This window comes from Duganella radicis, assembly GCF_009720825.1.
Taxonomy (GTDB): Bacteria; Pseudomonadota; Gammaproteobacteria; order Burkholderiales; family Burkholderiaceae_D; genus Rugamonas; species Rugamonas radicis.
In genome coordinates this window covers 320,845-337,306 of record NZ_WNKY01000001.1, presented here as the reverse complement: position 1 = coordinate 337,306, position 16,462 = coordinate 320,845, and the positions used below count along the sequence as shown (strand labels likewise).

Here is a 16,462-nt window from a genome sequence, read left to right as displayed (position 1 = left end):
ATCACATACAACCCATTGATCTGGCTTGCGCTTTTGCGCGTTCCAACCCCACTCGCAAACCTTCGATTTGGGTGAGATGTCCAACATAAGTTCCCTTGCCCGCAAGATCCCCGCCGGGGTTGGTGTCATATGCGCGATTGTAGAGATCATGGGTGGGATTTGCCAATTGCCGCTCCTTCGAAGCCAGCTTCTGTTCTATTTCTCTGATTTTCTTCCTAATTTCTTCGCAAGGATCTTTTTTGTCTGGCGGACACTCATCACGGCTTCTCGCCTGGGCCGCAGTCTCTCGTCCCCGCCCCCTGCCAGCGCCGTCATTGGCCATGGCATTCGGGCTGGAACCCGCTCCTGACGCGGGGCTGTATCCCGGCGCCGGTAGCGGTGGCGCGGGAATCGCAAAGGCCTGTAACCCGTTGGGGTCAATGTGCGATAGAGGGTTACCGCCAACATAACCATACGTATTAATACCGCCTTCGATGCCAATCGGATCGGACTGGATGTACCGCCCGGTCTGCGGATCATAGTCCCGGAAGTAGTTGTAGTGTAGCGCAGTCTCGGAATCAAAATACTGGCCGGGGAAACGCATATTGAAGCCAACCCTCGCCCCGGACAAAGTTTCGTTAGGCTGGGTCATGCCAAACGGATCAGTATCGATCCAGTTCCACACCACGTTGTTGGAAGCCGAGTCAGTGATGACTCTTGGCGTCGCCAGGTGATCGTTGTAGACATAATAGATCGCAGGAGACGGTGTTCCCGATGACTTCAGCACCACGACAGGCTCGCCGTCAAGCCAGATCGTTTCCTGGAGTGGCGCGCCCGACACGTCATACTCACCAATTAACCTACCCGCCTCATCAAAGATAAACTCGTTGCTGCCAGAAGGCACCGCGCCACCATGCTTGCTCACACGCTGGCCTAGCCCGTTGTACAAGTAATTCGTGGTAAGACCCGCTTTGGTTGCGCTCTTGAGCCGTCCGCGATCACTGTAGACAAAATTCGTCGTTCCATCGGAGGTGAGATTGCCGGCGTTATCGATGGCGTTCGTTTTGGCCGGCAATGGCCCGGTGGTGGCGTTCAGCCGGTTGCTGGTGGTACTGATTGCATTGGTAAAGGTCGTGCCGCCGATCGACAGGCCGACGCGGTTACCGCTCGCGTCGTAGCCGTAGCTCTGGCTGCTGGCAGCGGTCACAAAACTCGTCAAGCGCCCCAGTCCGTCGTAACCGAAGGTTTGGTCATAGCTGGCGGCGGTCGCGCTGCCACTGTGCGTATATCCGGTGATGCGATTGGCGGCATCGTAATTGACTGTCCGGATAAGGCCCTGCGGGGACAGCGCTGGATTCCCCAGCGGGTAACTCTGCAAACGCCCGTCAAGATCAAAGCTGCGGCTGTACAGGTTAGGCATGGTGGCGGTACTGTTCCCCCACGACCAGCTCTGCGCGGCCCCAAATGGCGCATAAGTGATTTGATCCAACAGAATGGTAAAGACGCCAGCATCGGTCCCGCCATTGCCATCGGGCGGGTTAAGCACAAGCTGGCTAATGCGTCCGTTCGCATCATAGGCATAGTTCACGCGACTACCGCTCGGATAAGTCATGCTAAGCAACTGGCCATTGCTCGCGTAGGCATAGCTTATCTGGCGAGTGACGGTGGCCGCAGGGTTGACTGTCGTTTGCACCTTGCTTAGCAAGCGTCCGTTCTGATCATAGCTATAACCGGTCTGCCCGGACTCGTCCGTCATCCTGGTCAGGCGGCCGACGGCGTACGCCGCGCCCGAAGGCCCGCCATCGTACTCGAAAACAATCGGCGTGCCGCTCGTGTAGCTGATGCTGGTTACACGATTCAGGGCGTCATAGGTGTATGTGCTCACCTTCCCGCGCGCATCGGTGCTGGTTAGCAAATTGCCGGCCGCATCGAAGGTCCTGCCGCTGGTACCGGTATCCGGACTAATCAGAGTAGTCTGGTTGCCGAGACCATCGCTGACATAGGTCGTCGTCAAGTTGCGCGGATCGATCACGGTACTTGATTGACCCAGTCCGTCGTAAGTGAAATTACTGGTCGGCCGCGCTACGCCCGCTACCGGTGCAGGTTGTATCAACTGCTTCACCCGCAGCAGTGGATCGTAGTTGGTTGTGGTGACATTCCCTAGCGCGTCCGTCACTTGGGTGGGATTACCCATGTTGTCGTACTGATAGGTGTAGGTCGTGTTTTGCGTTGTTTGCGCCGAAGCCGTGGCGAGAGTGAGGTTACCCAGCACTGGCGTGTGTGACAGACTAACGATTAGGGCACTTGCAATGGCCCGTTTGATATGGCGGTTCATTGCATACCTCCGGTACGGCTTTTCAGTTGCCCCAAAACGTTGAAGACCTGAGCCACTTTGCGAGCGAGTATCCCGTTTGCGTCCGCAGCCTGCACTGCCTTCTGGTTGCCTTTCGCGTCCAGCGTGTAAGTGATGCTGTTGCCAAGGCTATCCGTGACCTGGGTCAGCCTGTGGGCGGCATCGTAGATGTAACTGAGCTGCGAACCATTGGGCAGCGTCACCTTGGTCAGCTGCCCTACTCCGTCGTATTCAAAGCTGGTGCTCTCGCTGCCCGTTGTACGGCTGGCCAGCCATCCGCGCGGTGTGTAGGAAAAATCAGTCGCCAGTCCATTGGGATCGACAATCCGCCCCACCCTGCCTGCGGGATCATGGTTCGAGTAGGTTGTCGTATGGCCCAGCGCATCGGTTTCCGAGGTCAGATTCCCTTGCGCGTCATAGGTAAAGGTAGTGGTGTCATCCACATCAGTGCGCGGACCTTTGACCGTCAACATTTGACTCAGTGCGTTGTACGTATAGGACCAGACCTGCGCTACCCCGGCTGCGGTGGCGCTCATGCCGGAAGCACCGGTGGCATCCGTTGTCGGTTGGATGACCTTGCTCAGCACATTTGCATTGTCATCGTATGTGTAGGTGGTAATGCGTTTCGGTTCAGCTATCCTGGCCGGCAGACGCCAGCGGGTATCCCAGACCGTGGTGGTGGTGATGGCACTGGTGGTGCCAAATGCGCTTACCTTGGTAAGCGGCAGGTTGCGGGCCAGATCATAGGTGTACTTAGTGACATTCCCGTTGAAGTCGGTATAGGTCGCGAGGTTGCCATTGGCGTCATACGTCATGCTCAATGGAACGGTGGAAGCACCATCTGCTGATGGCTGTCTAATTTCAGCGGCTTTACGGAACGTCGCCGGCTTTTTGATGAAGTAGGTGCGGACAGCGCCCAGCGGATCTGTCACGGTATTGAAGGTGCTCCCGCTGGTGTAAGAAACCGTGTATTTCTCGGCTCCCAACGCGTGCTCTGTCGAAATTGCCGTGCCGTCGACGTTGTAGCGGAAAGTCGCAAAACGGCTCTCGTTCTCATCCACGATGCCCGTCAACGCAAACGGTAACGAGACGCCGTAGTTAATGTTCGCCGATTCGTTGTAGAGATATCGCTTCACTTTACCGCCGGGGTAGGTAACCGACGACAAGGTTCGCGCGACGCCATAGTCGTAGATGTAGACCTGCCCAGCGGGATCCGTCATCGTGTGCAGCAGACCATTGGCATCATAAGTGAAACTCAAGGTCCGGCCAAAAGCATCGGTCACCCTCAACAAATATCCGGCATCCGGCGCAATCGTAGCGGGCGTGCTCAGGTCGCTGTAAACGAATGTCTTGACACGGCCGTTACGATTCCTGATCTCCATCAGCAGGCCGAGCATATTGTACTTTTCCACTGCGTCCGAGAGGCCATTCACGACAGTCCATCCCACCTGCTCGCCGTTGTCCGTCCAGGCAGCAATACGGTCATTGACGTCCGCCGCCGGCAGCAATGAATTGGAGGTGTTGAAATACAGCGGTGCGCCTCCGGGCCGGCGCACCATTACCGCTTTATCGGCAGTAATCGAAATATAGGGATAGCAATAAGCTCCGCCTATCCCGCCCATACCGCTAAGGCAGTTCGCTCCTCGGCTGGCATATGGTGATGCAGTCTGCTGAATATTGCCGGCAGCCATCTGATAGCTGAATTCCCAGCGGTTAGTATCGCTGCGATAAATGCGGCTGAAACTCAAACTCCCTGTCGGATCCAGATAGTCGGTTTCGACTTGCCGCTTGGCGGCAGTACTGATTTCGATGGGATTGCCCGCCGTGGGATTGGTGCTATCTTCCTCGCCAGGAGAGTTGGAACTGCACTCGCAAGCGTCTGAGTCGAGTGGCGGCGGCGACGAAACAGGTTTATCTGCTGCCACGCAGACTCCGGGCATGGCTTTATCCGCGTATTTCGTAAATCCGGACGGACATTCATAGGTAACAAAACTTCCGATCGCCATTTGGGCTGGAGTCAGCACTGTAGTAGGCGTAGGAGGATCGTCAGGCGTGGCGGCGTAATACATTATTCCCGTCCACCACCAACTGGCGGCGCTGTCGCTATAGGATTCGCTGACGTATGCCCCGGAGCAATTGATGGCGTGTCCGCCACAGTAAGCTTTCGCCGTCAAGCTCGCGGCCTCCGCTCCGGTTTTGACGTTTCGCTGAAGGGGCGTTACAAGATAATATTTTCTTGCCAACACATAAGTATCCGCAACCGCATCATTCCCAAGACAAAGCAGCAACGGAAGCAAAACAGGTATTCTGTTTATAAGGGCGTTTCGTACGGTGGCTGAGGCGACGAAGTTTGAGTTTGGTTGGTTGGCTGTCATGATAAAGGATGGTTATCTGTAGAGGAAATCCTTAAAAATTCCCCCATGGAAATTTCACTCATCCTATCATGTTGCGATGCGGAAAAACTATCGAATTGTCACATGCCTCTACCAGGATACCCTTTGCCCAGCAGTGTATTTCGCAGCGATTTTTTGCTTGACCTGTTCACTGTGCTTCAACATGAAAACCCCGATAAATTGAGGTCAACTTATCGGGGGCGGTTTTCTGTATGGCTGTTTGCGCTTACTTCTTCATCTCGTCTTTTTTCATCTCGTCTTTTTTCATTTCATCCTTCTTCATCGCGTCCTTCTTCATTTCGTCCTTCTTCATGGCGTCCTTCTTCGCCGGTTTCTTCATGGCGTCCTTGCTCATTTCTTCTTTCTTCATGCCGTCCTGCGCGTAGGCCACGCTCGACATGGACAGAACAGCGGCGATCAGTGCGATGGTAATCTTTTTCATGATGGTTCTTTCATAAAGTGAGTGAAGGTTCAGCTTCCGCCGAACCAGTTATACCCCTGGTCTTCCCAGTAGCCGCCAGAGTAGGTATTGGTGACAAAAATGGCTTGTACGTGCTTGGGATTCTTGTATCCGAGCTTGGTCGGTATGCGCAGCTTCATGGGGAAGCCGTATTTCGGCGGCAAGGGCTGGCCGTCATAGCTCAAGGCCATGATGGTTTGCGGATGCAGCGCGGTCGCCATGTCGATGCTGGTGAAATAGTCGTCGGCGCATTTGAAGCCGACATATTTGGCAGTCAGGTCGGCGCCGACGCGGCGCAGGAAATGCGCAAACGGCGCCCCGCTCCACTGGCCGATGGCGCTCCAGCCTTCCACACAGATGTGGCGCGTGATCTGCGACTGCTGCGGCAAGGCGCGCAACTGCGCCAGCGTCCACGGCTTGCGGTCGGCGATCAGGCCACTCAGCTCCAGCCGCCATGCCTCGCCATCGACCTCACGAATTTCTTCTTCGCCGTAGTAGGCGTTGAACGGGAACGGCCGCGTGATCATGCTGGCCGGGTATGTGGGCGCCAGCCGCGCCGGGTCGAACAACCAGGCCTGCGCGCGGTCGTTGAGACGCGATATCGCGGTCAAGGCACGGTCAACGCTCTCCTCGTTATCGACGGCGCAACCGGTCAACAAACTCAGGCCGCCGAGCGTCAGGCCGTTACGCAGGAAGATGCGGCGGGAAGGCAGGATGAGGTCAGGTTTTTCAGATATTTTCATGGTGGTGTCCTGTTCATTAACGGCCACGCAGCATGGCCAGCAAGGTGCGCGGCACCAGCGCCACCATCACCACGTGCACCACGACGAAGGCGCACAGCCCTGCCATGGCAAAGAAGTGCACGCGGCGCGCGCCTTCATAGCCACCCAGCAGCTCGCGCAGCAACGGAAACTGCACTGACTTCCACAACACCAGTCCTGACAGCACCAGCAACACGCTGTCGAGCATCACGAATACGTAGGCCAGCCGCTGCACGCTGTTGTAGTGACGCGGATCGGCGTGGGACAGCTTGCCGCGCAAAGCCGCGCCCATATCCAGCAGCAGCTGGCGTGGGGCGATGGGGAAAAACTGTCGGCGCAAGCGGCCGGACAGCAGGTTAATGAGCAAGTACAGCAAGCCGTTGGCCATCAACAGCCACATGGCCGCGAAATGCCATTGCAGCGCGCCGCCCAGCCATCCGCCCAGCGTGATCTCGCGCGGTATGGTAAAGCCGAGGAAGCCAGTGGCGTTGTAGATGCGCCAACCGCTGGTCACCAGCAGCACGACGGCGATGGCATTCAGCCAGTGGGCGCAACGCAGCCATGCCGAATGGACCGGTTTTGACTTGTCGGCGCCAGTCGGCTTATCATGCTGACGCGGATTTGAGTGTTTCATTGCGTGTTACCTGTTTGTGTGGACAGTGACAGGTAATTCGCTGCAACAGCAAACAAGGTTACAGCGGCAGATAAATTTTTTTAAACTGTCACCAAACACGTCAATGGAACGAATAACAGAGCAGAATCCGCTGCGCCACACCGAATTGCGCCTGCACGCGTTGTTCTTGCAGGGGCTGGAGGGCGATGCGCCGGCTTACCGCGGCTTCCTGCAAGCGACCACGCCCTACCTGCGCGCCTTCCTGCGCCGCCGGCTGAGCGCATGGCCGGACCAGGTGGAGGATCTGGTGCAGGAGTCGCTGCTGGCGATACATAACCAGCGGCTTAGTTACGACACCGGTTTGCCGGTGACGGCATGGATTTACGCCATCGCGCGATATAAACTGATCGACTGGCTGCGGCGTCATGCGCGCCAGGACAGCCTGCACCAGCCTATCGATGACGAGGACGCACTGTTCGCCAGCACCGACCAGGAGGCCGGCGATGCGCAGCGCGACGTCATGAAGTTACTGGCCACGCTGCCGGACAAGCAGCGCGACGCCATCGTCCACACCAAGCTCGATGGCCTGTCGGTGCGCGAGGCCGCACAGCTGTTGGACATGTCCGAAGCGGCAGTAAAAGTATCGGTCCATCGCGGCTTGAAAACCCTGGCCGCAACCCTGCGAGAAATAAAATGAAAACTGATGACTTGATCGATATGCTGTCCACCGGCCCGGATGCCGGCGCCGCCACCCGCCCGCAGGCGGCGCGCGCGCTGCTGCTGCCCGTGCTGGGCGGGCTGCTGGCCAGCGGCGCGCTGATGGTGGTGTTGCTGGGTGTGCGTCGCAATCTGCTGGAGGAGCTGACGTGGCCGGCGTTCTGGGGCAAGCTGGTATTCTCGTTGGCCCTCGCCGCCGCCGGCTGGCTGGCGGCCAAGCGCCTGTCCGCGCCCGGCGCCCGCACCGGCGTGCTGCCATTCTATCTGGGCGTGCCGGTGCTGGCCGTATGGATCGCGGCCGGCGTGGCGTTGTCGAACGCCGCGCCGGAGGCGCGCGCAGACCTTTTCTGGGGCGCCACCTGGCGCTATTGCCCTTTGCTGATCGCCTTGATTTCGCTGCCGATGTTGGCGGCGGTACTGAACGTGATGCGCAAGCGCGCTCCGACCCGGCCGCGCCTTGCGGGAGCGGCGGCGGGCCTTGCCGCTGGCGCCGCCGCCGCTGTGGTCTACTGTCTGCACTGCCCCGAACTCAGCATCGTGTTCGTCGGCTTCTGGTACCTGATCGGCATGCTGATTCCGACCGCGCTTGGCGCGCTGGTCGGACCGCGTGTGCTGGCCTGGTAAGCTTACTTGGCAGCGTTGACGATGGCGCTGATCACCGCGGGATAAACCTGCGCGCCGGTGGAACGGTTGAACAGGCCCGATTGGTGATTGGCCGTCGGGCCATTATCCCAGTACACCGGCACCATGCCGTGCTGGTACGCCGACTTGGTGATGTACTGGTCCCAGTACTGGCGGTATTTGCCGGCCGCATCGTACTCGGTGCGCACGCTGGCCGCGAATTCGCCCAGGACAACCGCCACACCTTTGTCGATGAAGCGCGTTTTCATTTTCTGGAACTGCGCGTCCACATAGGCTTCGTTGGCCCAGGTTTCGGTCGCCGTGGAATCGGTGGCGATCGAACCCCATTGCCAGATCTTGCTGTCGGTGTTCAGGGTGAAGTTGTACGGATCGTAGAAGTGCACCTCCATCATCATGCGTTTGCTGGCGGAGTCGCTCGGCACGGTGTTGGTGGCGTAGGTGTAGTCGATGTTGGTGTTGTAGCCCTGGACGATCAGGTGGCGCTGGGCGTTGTTGCTGCCGGTGCCGCGCACGGTGTTGACGAAGACCTGATTGAAGCCGTTTTGCACGGCGATGTTTTCCGCCGTCGGCGCGCTGTACACATTGGTCACCATCACCTCGTTGGTGCCGGCGAACAGCAGATAGTCATCGTAGTATTTGAAGGTGTTGGCGATCTGCGTCCAGAACTTGGCCAGGCGCGCATTGGCCGCCGATTGCGCGGCGTAGGTCGGTTGCAGCCAGCCGCCGTCCCAGTGGACGTTGATGATGACGTACAGGCCGGCACTACGGGCCTCGTCCACCACCTCCTTCACGCGCGCCATCCAGCTGGCGCTGATGTTGTAGTTGGCGTCAGCGTACTGGCTCCACGACAGCGGAATGCGGACGGTCTTGAAGCCGGCCGCTTTCACGGCGTTGAACAAGGCCTGGTTGGCGGGCGGATTGCCCCACGCGGTTTCACCGCCGATGGCTTCCAGCGAATTCCCCAGATTCCAGCCCGGCGACATTTGCGCCGACAGCTGCACGCTGGTCAGGCTGCGGATCACGCCCACGCGCACCGCCGTGGCCGAGCCGGAGCTGGAGCCGCCGGTAGCGGTGGTGAATTTCACCCAATACCAATATGGCACGCCGACGGCCGGCGTGGTGTCGGTGTAGGTGGTCGCGCTGGCGCTCGGAATGGCGATGCGGCTGCGGCCAGTGGCGTCGCTGTCGGTGTCGCGGTAGATTTGCAGGCCGGTGACGGCGCCGCTGACGGTCCAGTTCAATTTGATGTTGTCGGACGAGCCGGTAGCGCTCAGGCAGACGGTGGCGCCGCCACCGGTGCCGCAGTTTTGCGCCTGGGCCGCACCGCAGGCCACTGCCAGCAACGCGGCCGGCAGCAGCGCCGCCTTCGCGCCGCGGCGGCGCGCGGCAAACGCCACTACCCCCAGCCCCGCCAGCAGCATCAGGACCGTGCCCGGCTCCGGTACCGCGCTCTGGACGGTAAAGTCATCCATCACGAACCAGCCATCGTCACGCGCGATGTTGAGGCGCGATACGTTGGCAAAGTTGGCGGACACCCACTGGTAGCCGGCGCCGATGTTGACGTTGCCGGTGCTGCCAATCACGTGGTCGGCGGCGTCGTAGGCGGTGATGTTGATCCAGCTGGCAACCGCGCCGTTGGTGTTGGGCGCGGCGAACCATGCGCCCTTGAAGTTGAAGGCGCTGGTGCCGCTGACCGACAGATTGTCCACGCCGTAGCCATTGGTGAGGAAGGACACGCCGGAGTGCGCGCCATTGTCGTAGCCTTCAATCGTGCTGTCGCCGTAGTACCAGTCTTCGGCCCAGTTCAGGCCCGCGTAGGGACTGGCCAACGCGGCGAAGTCGCCATCCGCGTGCAGGTCTTCGAAATCCACCGGCGCCGCTTGCGCCTGGGTTGCCAGCAGCAGGCTTGCGCCGGCAAATAAACCGATCAGGAATTTTTTCATGGTCTCCCCTTATTAATTGCACGCGTCGCCGGTGACGACCGGTATGGCCGAACCGCTGACCGTCATGCCGAATTCCACCGTATTGCCCGGATAGATGTCGTGGTTCCAGGTCTGGTTAGGTGTCGCTGTATAGGTCGGGCTGCTGCCTGTAACGGCGGCGTTCCAGTACCCTTGCACCACTGAGTTGTCTGTATAGGTCCAGCTGACCGACCAGCCGTTGATCACTGTGTTGCGATTGTTGGTGATGCGTACCGCCGCGTTGTAACCACCGCTCCACGAAGCCGTCACCACGTAGCTGCACTGGTTGACCGGTTGTGGCGTGACCGGCGGGCCGGCGGTCACCGGCGTGACGAGCACGTCGCCGTTGTCGTCCGCGCTGCCGTAGGCGATGCCGCGGCCCGCGGTACTCATGTACACGCGGCCGTAGACATTCAGGTCGCCGTTGATCATGTGGGCGTTGCCGCTGCCGCCGTACACGTGGGCATCGTCGTTGATGCGCACCCAGGTCGCGCCGGCATCGGTGGAGCGCAGGACACCGCGCGTGCCGCCGACGGTGCCCAGCAGGTAGATGGTCGGATATGCCGCATCAGGCGCGGCCTTGCCGAAACCGACGGCGGTACATTGGTTCACGCTGGCGATCTTGGTGAAGGTGGCGCCGGAATCGGTGGAACGGGTCAAGCCGCCGCCGTTCAGGCACACCCACACGTCCCCTTCCCGGCCAGGCGCCAGCCGGATGATGCTGGAACCGCCGCTGCCCGGATTGCCGGCCGCCGCGAAACTGGCGCCGCCGTCCACGCTGGCCAGCAGGCCGCCGCCATCGTAGGCGTAGAACTTGTTCGGGTTGACCGGGTCCGCCACCGGACGCGCATTGTTGACGCCCAGACCGGCGATGGCAGTCCAGCTGCCGCCAAAGTTGGTCGAGCGGTAGCTGGTGCTGGAATTGGCGGGGCTGTGCAGCAGCACGGCGCCATCCGCCGACAAGGCCAGTTGTCCTTGCGAGCCGTTGAACGACGCCGACTTGTTCCAGCTTGCGCCGCCGTTGGTGGAGTAGTACAGCGACGAGCCAGCGCGCGCCATGATGCGGCCATCCTGCGGCGCGATCGCCAGGCCGCTGGTGGTGCCCATGCCAGGGCTGTGCTGGACGCCATATTGCGCCGGATCGGTGTTGATAAAGCCGTCGAAGTCGCCGATGGTGGACACCAGCGGGCCTTCCGGCACGGTCTCGAAGTTGAACGGCACGGTTTCTTCCAGGCCGGCCACGTTGAAGTTCCAGGTGGTGGTTGGCGCATCGATATCGCTGGTTTTAAACAGGCCGTTGCCGGAGCCTACCCACACCTTCTTGGTGTCGAACGGATCGAACTCGATCGAGCCTGCCCAGTGGATCGACTGTCCGCCGCTGATCCAGTTGGCGCCGCCGTTATCGAGCGCGAAGCCGCGCGCCACCACATCGGTCCAGCTGCGGCCGGCGTCGAGCGAGGTCAGGATATGGTCACCGTAGCCGCTGCCCTGCGGCAGCCAGGTATTGATGGTGGATGCCACCAGATGCTTGGGATTGGCCGGGTCGACGCTGATGCCGCCAAACGGGCGCGCCAGGCCGGCCGGGGTGATATTGACCCAGTTGCCGCCGACCGCGTTGTATTCCCAGATCTGGCCATTGTCCATTGGTTCGCCATCGGCCGGATGCGGGCCGGCGCCGTTGGCGTAGGTGACATACAGTTTGCCCTTGGATGAAATGGCGGCGCGTTGCGGCATCAGGCTACCGGTCGGCCCGCCTTTCACCGCCGTGAAAGTGGCGCCGGCGTCGGCGCTGAAGTACAGGTTGGGCGCGTTCGAGGCGAAGCGCGACACGCCGACGAAGATGCGCTTGGCCACGCCGCCGCTCACGCTGGACGGATCGGGCAGCACAAAACTGATGCCGTTGTCGTTCGGCGTGGTGGTGATGTCCAGCGAGGCCAGACGGTTCCAGGTCGCCCCCGAATCCACGCTCTTGAACAGGCCATTGCGGCGCGTGCCCACGTACAGCACATTGCTGGAGCCGGGATCGACTTGCAGCCGCTCGCCATTCTGGCGTCCCATGCCGTTGCCATGGGTCTTGAATTGCGTGCTCACGTCGGTCACGGTGAAGGTCTTGCCGTAGTCGGTCGAACGCAGGATGGCGGTCTTGCCGCTGCTGAAGTAGCTGGTGCCGGCCAGCAGATAGATATTGGCGGCGTTGCGCGGATCGATCGCCAGCGACTCGATGCCGAGCAGGCCGATGTCGGCCTCGCCAATCCAGTCGGTCAGGGCGATCCAGCGGGCGGCGTTCTGATCCCAACGATAGGCGCCGCCGACGTCGGTGCGGGCATACACCATGCCGCGTTCGGATTTGCTTGGGATGATGCCGGTCACATAGCCACCTCCCCCGATGGCCACCGAGTCCCAGTGGTAGTTTTCCGCCGTACAGGCGAGCGGTGTCGTCAGCGCTGCAAGCAACAGCGCCAGGCTATGTTTGACCTTCATTTTTTGTCTCCGTCGATTTATAGTTATTACGCATTGCTGCGCGCGAAACCATTCTGCAACTGGTTTCATGTCGCCGCAATTATGAAATCCACCAAATCCGGGAACGAAATTTGGCAAATCACACATGAACATCGCCACCACCATCGCCTGTTTTGGCTTCGCCGGCCTGTCCGCTTTCCTGTGGCAGCGCCAGCGCCGTGCGCGCCGTGAGGCCTATATCCGGGACTTCATCCTGCCGCATGGCCTGTTTGACAAGCTGCGCGCGCGCCATCCGCAGCTGAGCCTGAAAGACTGCCAGTTGGTGGCGCAAGGCTTGCGGCAGTTCTTCCTCGCCCATCTGAAAAGTGGGCGCAAGTATGTCTCCATGCCGTCGCAGGTGGCGGACGACTTGTGGCATGAGTTCATTCTCTATACAAGGAACTACGATCAGTTCTGCCGGCGCGCGTTCGGCCGCTTCCTGCATCACACGCCGGCGGCGGTGCTGAGCCCAGGACAGCAAGGCAACGCCGGCATACGGCGGACCTGGTTTCACGCCTGCCATGAGGAGAACATCAATCCGCACAAGCCCGCGCGCTTGCCCTTGTTATTTGCGCTGGATGGCAAGCTGGATATCCCGAATGGATTCACTTATGTCCCGGATTGCAGCGGCTTCCAGCGCAAGGATGACGGCGGCGCGGCGCCGTATTGCGGCGCCGACCTGGGAAGCGTGTCCAGTGGCTGCGGTGGCGGTGCGGATATCAGCGGCTGTGGAGGGAGCGACGGCGGCGGGGATGGCGGCGGCGGCGATGGCGGCAGTTGCGGTGGCGGTGGTTGCGGCGGAGACTGATGCGATCATAAAAATGATTAGATCGCGCAGGCGGTTGACACCTTCCGCCTGTATCCCGATACTAGCCCTGCACTCCTTCCCCGCCGGTCTACACTCTCCCTCGTCTCTTCGGCCGGCGGGATTTTCTACTTAATCCAGCGGCGTCAACTCCACATGACGCAGTTCGTAAGGCGTTCCTTCCAGCTGAAAGCCGATCCGTCCCGATGCAGGCGATACATGCGACACCCGGTTTTGCGGCACGCCGTTCAAGCTCACTTCCACCACGCCATCACGGCTGACGATATCGCACTCGTTCCATTCGCCCGCGGGCTTCTCGCTATCCGGCGCCGTACGGGCCTTGATGCGCGTCTCGGCCCCTGGTGCGCTGGTCAGCGGCTCGGCGAAACTGCCGGCCGCCATCGGCAGCAGATCGCCGGCATTGCCAAATTTGGTTTGCACCTGCAAACTGACAGGCCACACGCGGTCGAACGTGCCGGGACTGATGTGCAGCAGCACGCCGCCGTTACCCGGCTTGCCGGTCCAGCGCCATTCCACGTGCAGCTTGTAGTTGCGATAGTTCTCCTGTGTCGCGATGAAGCCGGACGGCTTGCCGGTCGATGCGATCACGCCATCCGGCAGCACGCGGAAGGCGTCCGCAATCGCGGCCGCCGGTGTGGTTTGCAATTCCCAGCCGCTGAAATCGCGGCCATTAAACAGCGCTACGGCGCCCGCGCTTTGCGCGAACACGGTTAAGATCAGGGCGCCCAACAACTTGTTCACTAAACTCTCCTCCATGAAAAAAATACTGCTTGTTTTAATGCTGGGCGCCGCCGGATACGCCTCCGCCGCCGCCAATATGATCCCGCTTTGGCCGGAAGGCGTGCCGGGCCAGCGCAACATCGGCCCCGAAAAGGTTGGCGACGGCTACACCTCCAACGTCAGCGAGCCGGCGCTGACCATGATCGGCCCGGCGGTCGACCATCCTAACGGCACAGCGGTGATCATTTGCCCCGGCGGCGGCTACGTGCGCATGGCGACCGCGCGCGAAGGCGATCAGTATGCGACCTGGCTCAGTACCCTGGGCGTGACCAGCTTTGTGCTCAAGTATCGCATGCAGGAGTATGGACATCCAGCGCCATTGCAAGATGTGCTGCGCGCGGTGCGCATGCTGCGCTCGCGGGCGGCGGAATTTGGTATCCGCCCGGACCGCATCGGCGTGATGGGCAGCTCGGCCGGCGGCCACCTCGCGGCCAGCGCCGGTACACTTTTCGATAACCCCGCTGGCCGTACTGGCGCGGCGCTGGACAACGTCAGCGCCCGGCCGGACTTCCTGATGCTGATGTACCCGGTGATTACCATGCAGGACCCGGCCGCGCACGCCGGCTCGCGCAAGGCATTGCTGGGCGCTGCGCCGTCGGCGGAGACATTAAATTTGATGTCGCTGGAAAAACAGGTGACGCCGGCCACACCGCCGACGCTGCTGATTCATACGCAGGCCGATACCGCCGTCCCGGTGGAGAACAGCATCCTGTTCTATCAGGCCCTGACCAGGAACAAAGTCCCGGCCGAGATGTATTTGCTGGAACACGGCGGCCACGGCATGGGCATGCGCGATGGCCTTGGCACCTCGTCGCTATGGCCGCGCCGCGCGGAAGAATGGCTGCGCGATCGCGGCCTGCTGAATCAGGCGAAGTGAAACATCTGCTGTAACGGCCACTCGCGTGGCCGGTTGCCCGGTTCGACTTCCATCAGGTCCGCCATGTAATCCCACCAGCGTTGCATGACAGGCTTTAACGGCAGATCCTCGATCTTATGATCCGGCCACAGCTTGAAGACTGCGAACAGCTGCAAGCTCTCCTCATCCAGAAAGATCGAATAATCGTAGATGCCCGCGTCGCGCAGCGCCTTGCCCAGATCAGGCCACAACTCATCGTGCCGCCGCTTGTACTCGGCGGCGGCACCTGGCTTGAGCTGCATGCGGAAAGCGCGCATGGTCACACAATGCCGCTGCTGCTGGCGCCAGCCCTGGCCGGACGCGCTTCCGCCGCCCGGTCGCGATAACCGCTGCCGCGGTAGAACGCCACCGGATCGATGGCGCCGCCGGCACGCAGCCGTGCCATCGCCAGGATGGCACTGACATCGGTGCGGTAGGCGTGCTTGAGCGCCTGCGCCGATTGCAGCGCATCATTGGCTTCCTGATGCTGGCGCAAGGCCGCGCGATCGACCAATTGCGCCTGCACGAAAGCGCGTTGCACTTCCACTGCGCTGTTCATCAGGCTTTCGATCGGATCGGTGACATTGTGCGACTGGTCCAGCATGTAGGCTGGCTTGAAGGCCGCGCCGTCACGCTCCGCCGCATCGGCCAGCTCGTTAAACACCAGGAACAGCTGGAAGGGATTGATGCTGCCCGAATCCAGATCGTCATCACCGTACTTGCTGTCGTTGAAGTGGAAGCCACCCAGCTTGCCGAATTGCGCCAGCCGCGCCACGATCATCTCGATATTGGTGTTTGGCGCGTGGTGGCCCAGATCGACCAGGCAGCGCGCCTTGTCGCCCAGCGTCTGCGCGCAGGCAAAGCTGGTGCCCCAGTCGGCGATGGTGGTGGCGTAGAACGCCGGTTCAAACAGCTTATGCTCGATGAACATCAGCCAATCCGCCGGCAAGGCCGCGTAAATTTCGCGCATGCTGCCCAGGTAGCGCTCCAGCGCACCGCGCAGATTGTGCTGGCCGGGGAAGTTGGCGCCGTCGCCCACCCACACCGTCAGCGCCTTCGACCCGAGCACGCGTCCCAGCTCGATGCATTCGATATTGTGCCGCACCGCCTGCGCCCGGGTGTCGGCATTGATGGCGGTCAGGCTGCCGAATTTATAGGTATGCTCCTGCCCTGCCTGATCCTGAAAGGTGTTGGAGTTCACCGCGTCGAAATACAGGCCATGGCTTTCCGCCTGCTGGCGCAACGCGGCCGGATCGGTGGTCTTATCCCAAGGGAAGTGCAGCGACACGCCCGGCGTGACGCGCGTCAGTTGATGGATAACCGCGCAGTCGTCCAGTTTTTCAAACACGTTGCGCGGCTCGCCACGCCCCGGGAAGCGCGCAAAGCGCGTGCCGCCGGTACCGACGCCCCAGCTGGGCAAAGCCACGGCAAAGCCCTGCGCGGCGGCGGTCAGCTTTTCGATATCCACGCCGCGCCGGGCCAGCATGCCGCCCAGCGCTTCGTAGTCCGCATTCAGTCCGGCGCGCAGCTGAGCGTTATGCTCGGCCAGGCGGCCGCTGTCGATGATGGTGCTCACATTGTCT

At 60.9% G+C, this 16,462-nt stretch carries 14 protein-coding genes; 4 read left to right on the top strand and 10 right to left on the bottom strand.

The window, feature by feature from the left end:
* Nucleotide 1 precedes the first annotated feature (1 nt).
* From GM676_RS01395 to GM676_RS01375, 5 genes are all read right to left on the bottom strand, one after another.
* Nucleotides 2–2,314 carry an RHS repeat-associated core domain-containing protein gene (locus tag GM676_RS01395; protein WP_155461580.1) on the bottom strand — a complete coding sequence of 771 codons (2,313 nt, stop codon included), beginning with the start codon at nucleotides 2,312–2,314 and terminating at the stop codon, nucleotides 2–4.
* Nucleotides 2,311–4,707 carry an RHS repeat domain-containing protein gene (locus tag GM676_RS01390; protein ID WP_155461579.1) on the bottom strand — a complete coding sequence of 799 codons (2,397 nt, stop codon included), beginning with the start codon at nucleotides 4,705–4,707 and terminating at the stop codon, nucleotides 2,311–2,313. Before GM676_RS01390 ends, GM676_RS01395 begins: the two co-directional genes overlap by 4 nt.
* A gap of 244 nt (nucleotides 4,708–4,951) precedes the next feature.
* Nucleotides 4,952–5,167, bottom strand: a complete 216-nt coding sequence (locus GM676_RS01385; RefSeq protein ID WP_155461578.1) for a pentapeptide MXKDX repeat protein — start codon at nucleotides 5,165–5,167, stop codon at nucleotides 4,952–4,954.
* 29 nt (nucleotides 5,168–5,196) lie between these two features.
* A complete protein-coding gene (locus tag GM676_RS01380; protein WP_155461577.1) occupies nucleotides 5,197–5,928 on the bottom strand; it encodes a molybdopterin-dependent oxidoreductase in 732 nt (243 codons plus the stop codon).
* A gap of 16 nt (nucleotides 5,929–5,944) precedes the next feature.
* Nucleotides 5,945–6,580, bottom strand: coding sequence for a cytochrome b/b6 domain-containing protein (locus GM676_RS01375; RefSeq protein WP_155461576.1), 636 nt, complete (start codon nucleotides 6,578–6,580; stop codon nucleotides 5,945–5,947).
* 103 nt (nucleotides 6,581–6,683) lie between these two features.
* On the opposite strand from GM676_RS01375, the gene GM676_RS01370 reads away from it, so the two are divergent.
* Nucleotides 6,684–7,256, top strand: a complete 573-nt coding sequence (locus GM676_RS01370; protein ID WP_155461575.1) for a sigma-70 family RNA polymerase sigma factor — start codon at nucleotides 6,684–6,686, stop codon at nucleotides 7,254–7,256.
* Nucleotides 7,253–7,900, top strand: a complete 648-nt coding sequence (locus GM676_RS01365; RefSeq protein ID WP_155461574.1) for an NrsF family protein — start codon at nucleotides 7,253–7,255, stop codon at nucleotides 7,898–7,900. Before GM676_RS01370 ends, GM676_RS01365 begins: the two co-directional genes overlap by 4 nt.
* Nucleotides 7,901–7,902: 2 nt before the next feature.
* Here the strand turns inward: GM676_RS01365 and GM676_RS31960 are convergent, their stop codons facing one another.
* Nucleotides 7,903–9,861, bottom strand: coding sequence for a glycoside hydrolase family 5 protein (locus GM676_RS31960; RefSeq protein WP_155461573.1), 1,959 nt, complete (start codon nucleotides 9,859–9,861; stop codon nucleotides 7,903–7,905).
* 12 nt (nucleotides 9,862–9,873) lie between these two features.
* Nucleotides 9,874–12,360, bottom strand: coding sequence for a cellulose binding domain-containing protein (locus GM676_RS01355; RefSeq protein WP_170304186.1), 2,487 nt, complete (start codon nucleotides 12,358–12,360; stop codon nucleotides 9,874–9,876).
* A 124-nt stretch (nucleotides 12,361–12,484) separates the two neighbouring features.
* On the opposite strand from GM676_RS01355, the gene GM676_RS01350 reads away from it, so the two are divergent.
* Nucleotides 12,485–13,186 carry a glycine-rich domain-containing protein gene (locus GM676_RS01350; protein ID WP_155461572.1) on the top strand — a complete coding sequence of 234 codons (702 nt, stop codon included), beginning with the start codon at nucleotides 12,485–12,487 and terminating at the stop codon, nucleotides 13,184–13,186.
* A 129-nt stretch (nucleotides 13,187–13,315) separates the two neighbouring features.
* Here GM676_RS01350 and GM676_RS01345 read toward each other — a convergent pair whose 3' ends face one another.
* Nucleotides 13,316–13,945, bottom strand: coding sequence for a 3-keto-disaccharide hydrolase (locus GM676_RS01345; protein ID WP_170304185.1), 630 nt, complete (start codon nucleotides 13,943–13,945; stop codon nucleotides 13,316–13,318).
* 13 nt (nucleotides 13,946–13,958) lie between these two features.
* Here GM676_RS01345 and GM676_RS01340 point away from each other — a divergent pair, with 13 nt between their 5' ends.
* Nucleotides 13,959–14,861, top strand: coding sequence for an alpha/beta hydrolase (locus tag GM676_RS01340; protein WP_155461570.1), 903 nt, complete (start codon nucleotides 13,959–13,961; stop codon nucleotides 14,859–14,861).
* Here GM676_RS01340 and GM676_RS01335 read toward each other — a convergent pair.
* Both GM676_RS01335 and rhaI read right to left on the bottom strand, forming a co-directional pair.
* Nucleotides 14,849–15,157 (bottom strand): L-rhamnose mutarotase, encoded by a 309-nt coding sequence (locus GM676_RS01335; RefSeq protein WP_211923125.1) that lies wholly within the window; start codon nucleotides 15,155–15,157, stop codon nucleotides 14,849–14,851. The two genes, GM676_RS01340 and GM676_RS01335, sit on opposite strands and share 13 nt — an antisense overlap.
* A 2-nt stretch (nucleotides 15,158–15,159) precedes the next feature.
* Nucleotides 15,160–16,455 (bottom strand): L-rhamnose catabolism isomerase, encoded by a 1,296-nt coding sequence (gene rhaI, locus GM676_RS01330; protein WP_371866055.1) that lies wholly within the window; start codon nucleotides 16,453–16,455, stop codon nucleotides 15,160–15,162.
* Between the last annotated feature and the right edge of the window lie 7 nt (nucleotides 16,456–16,462).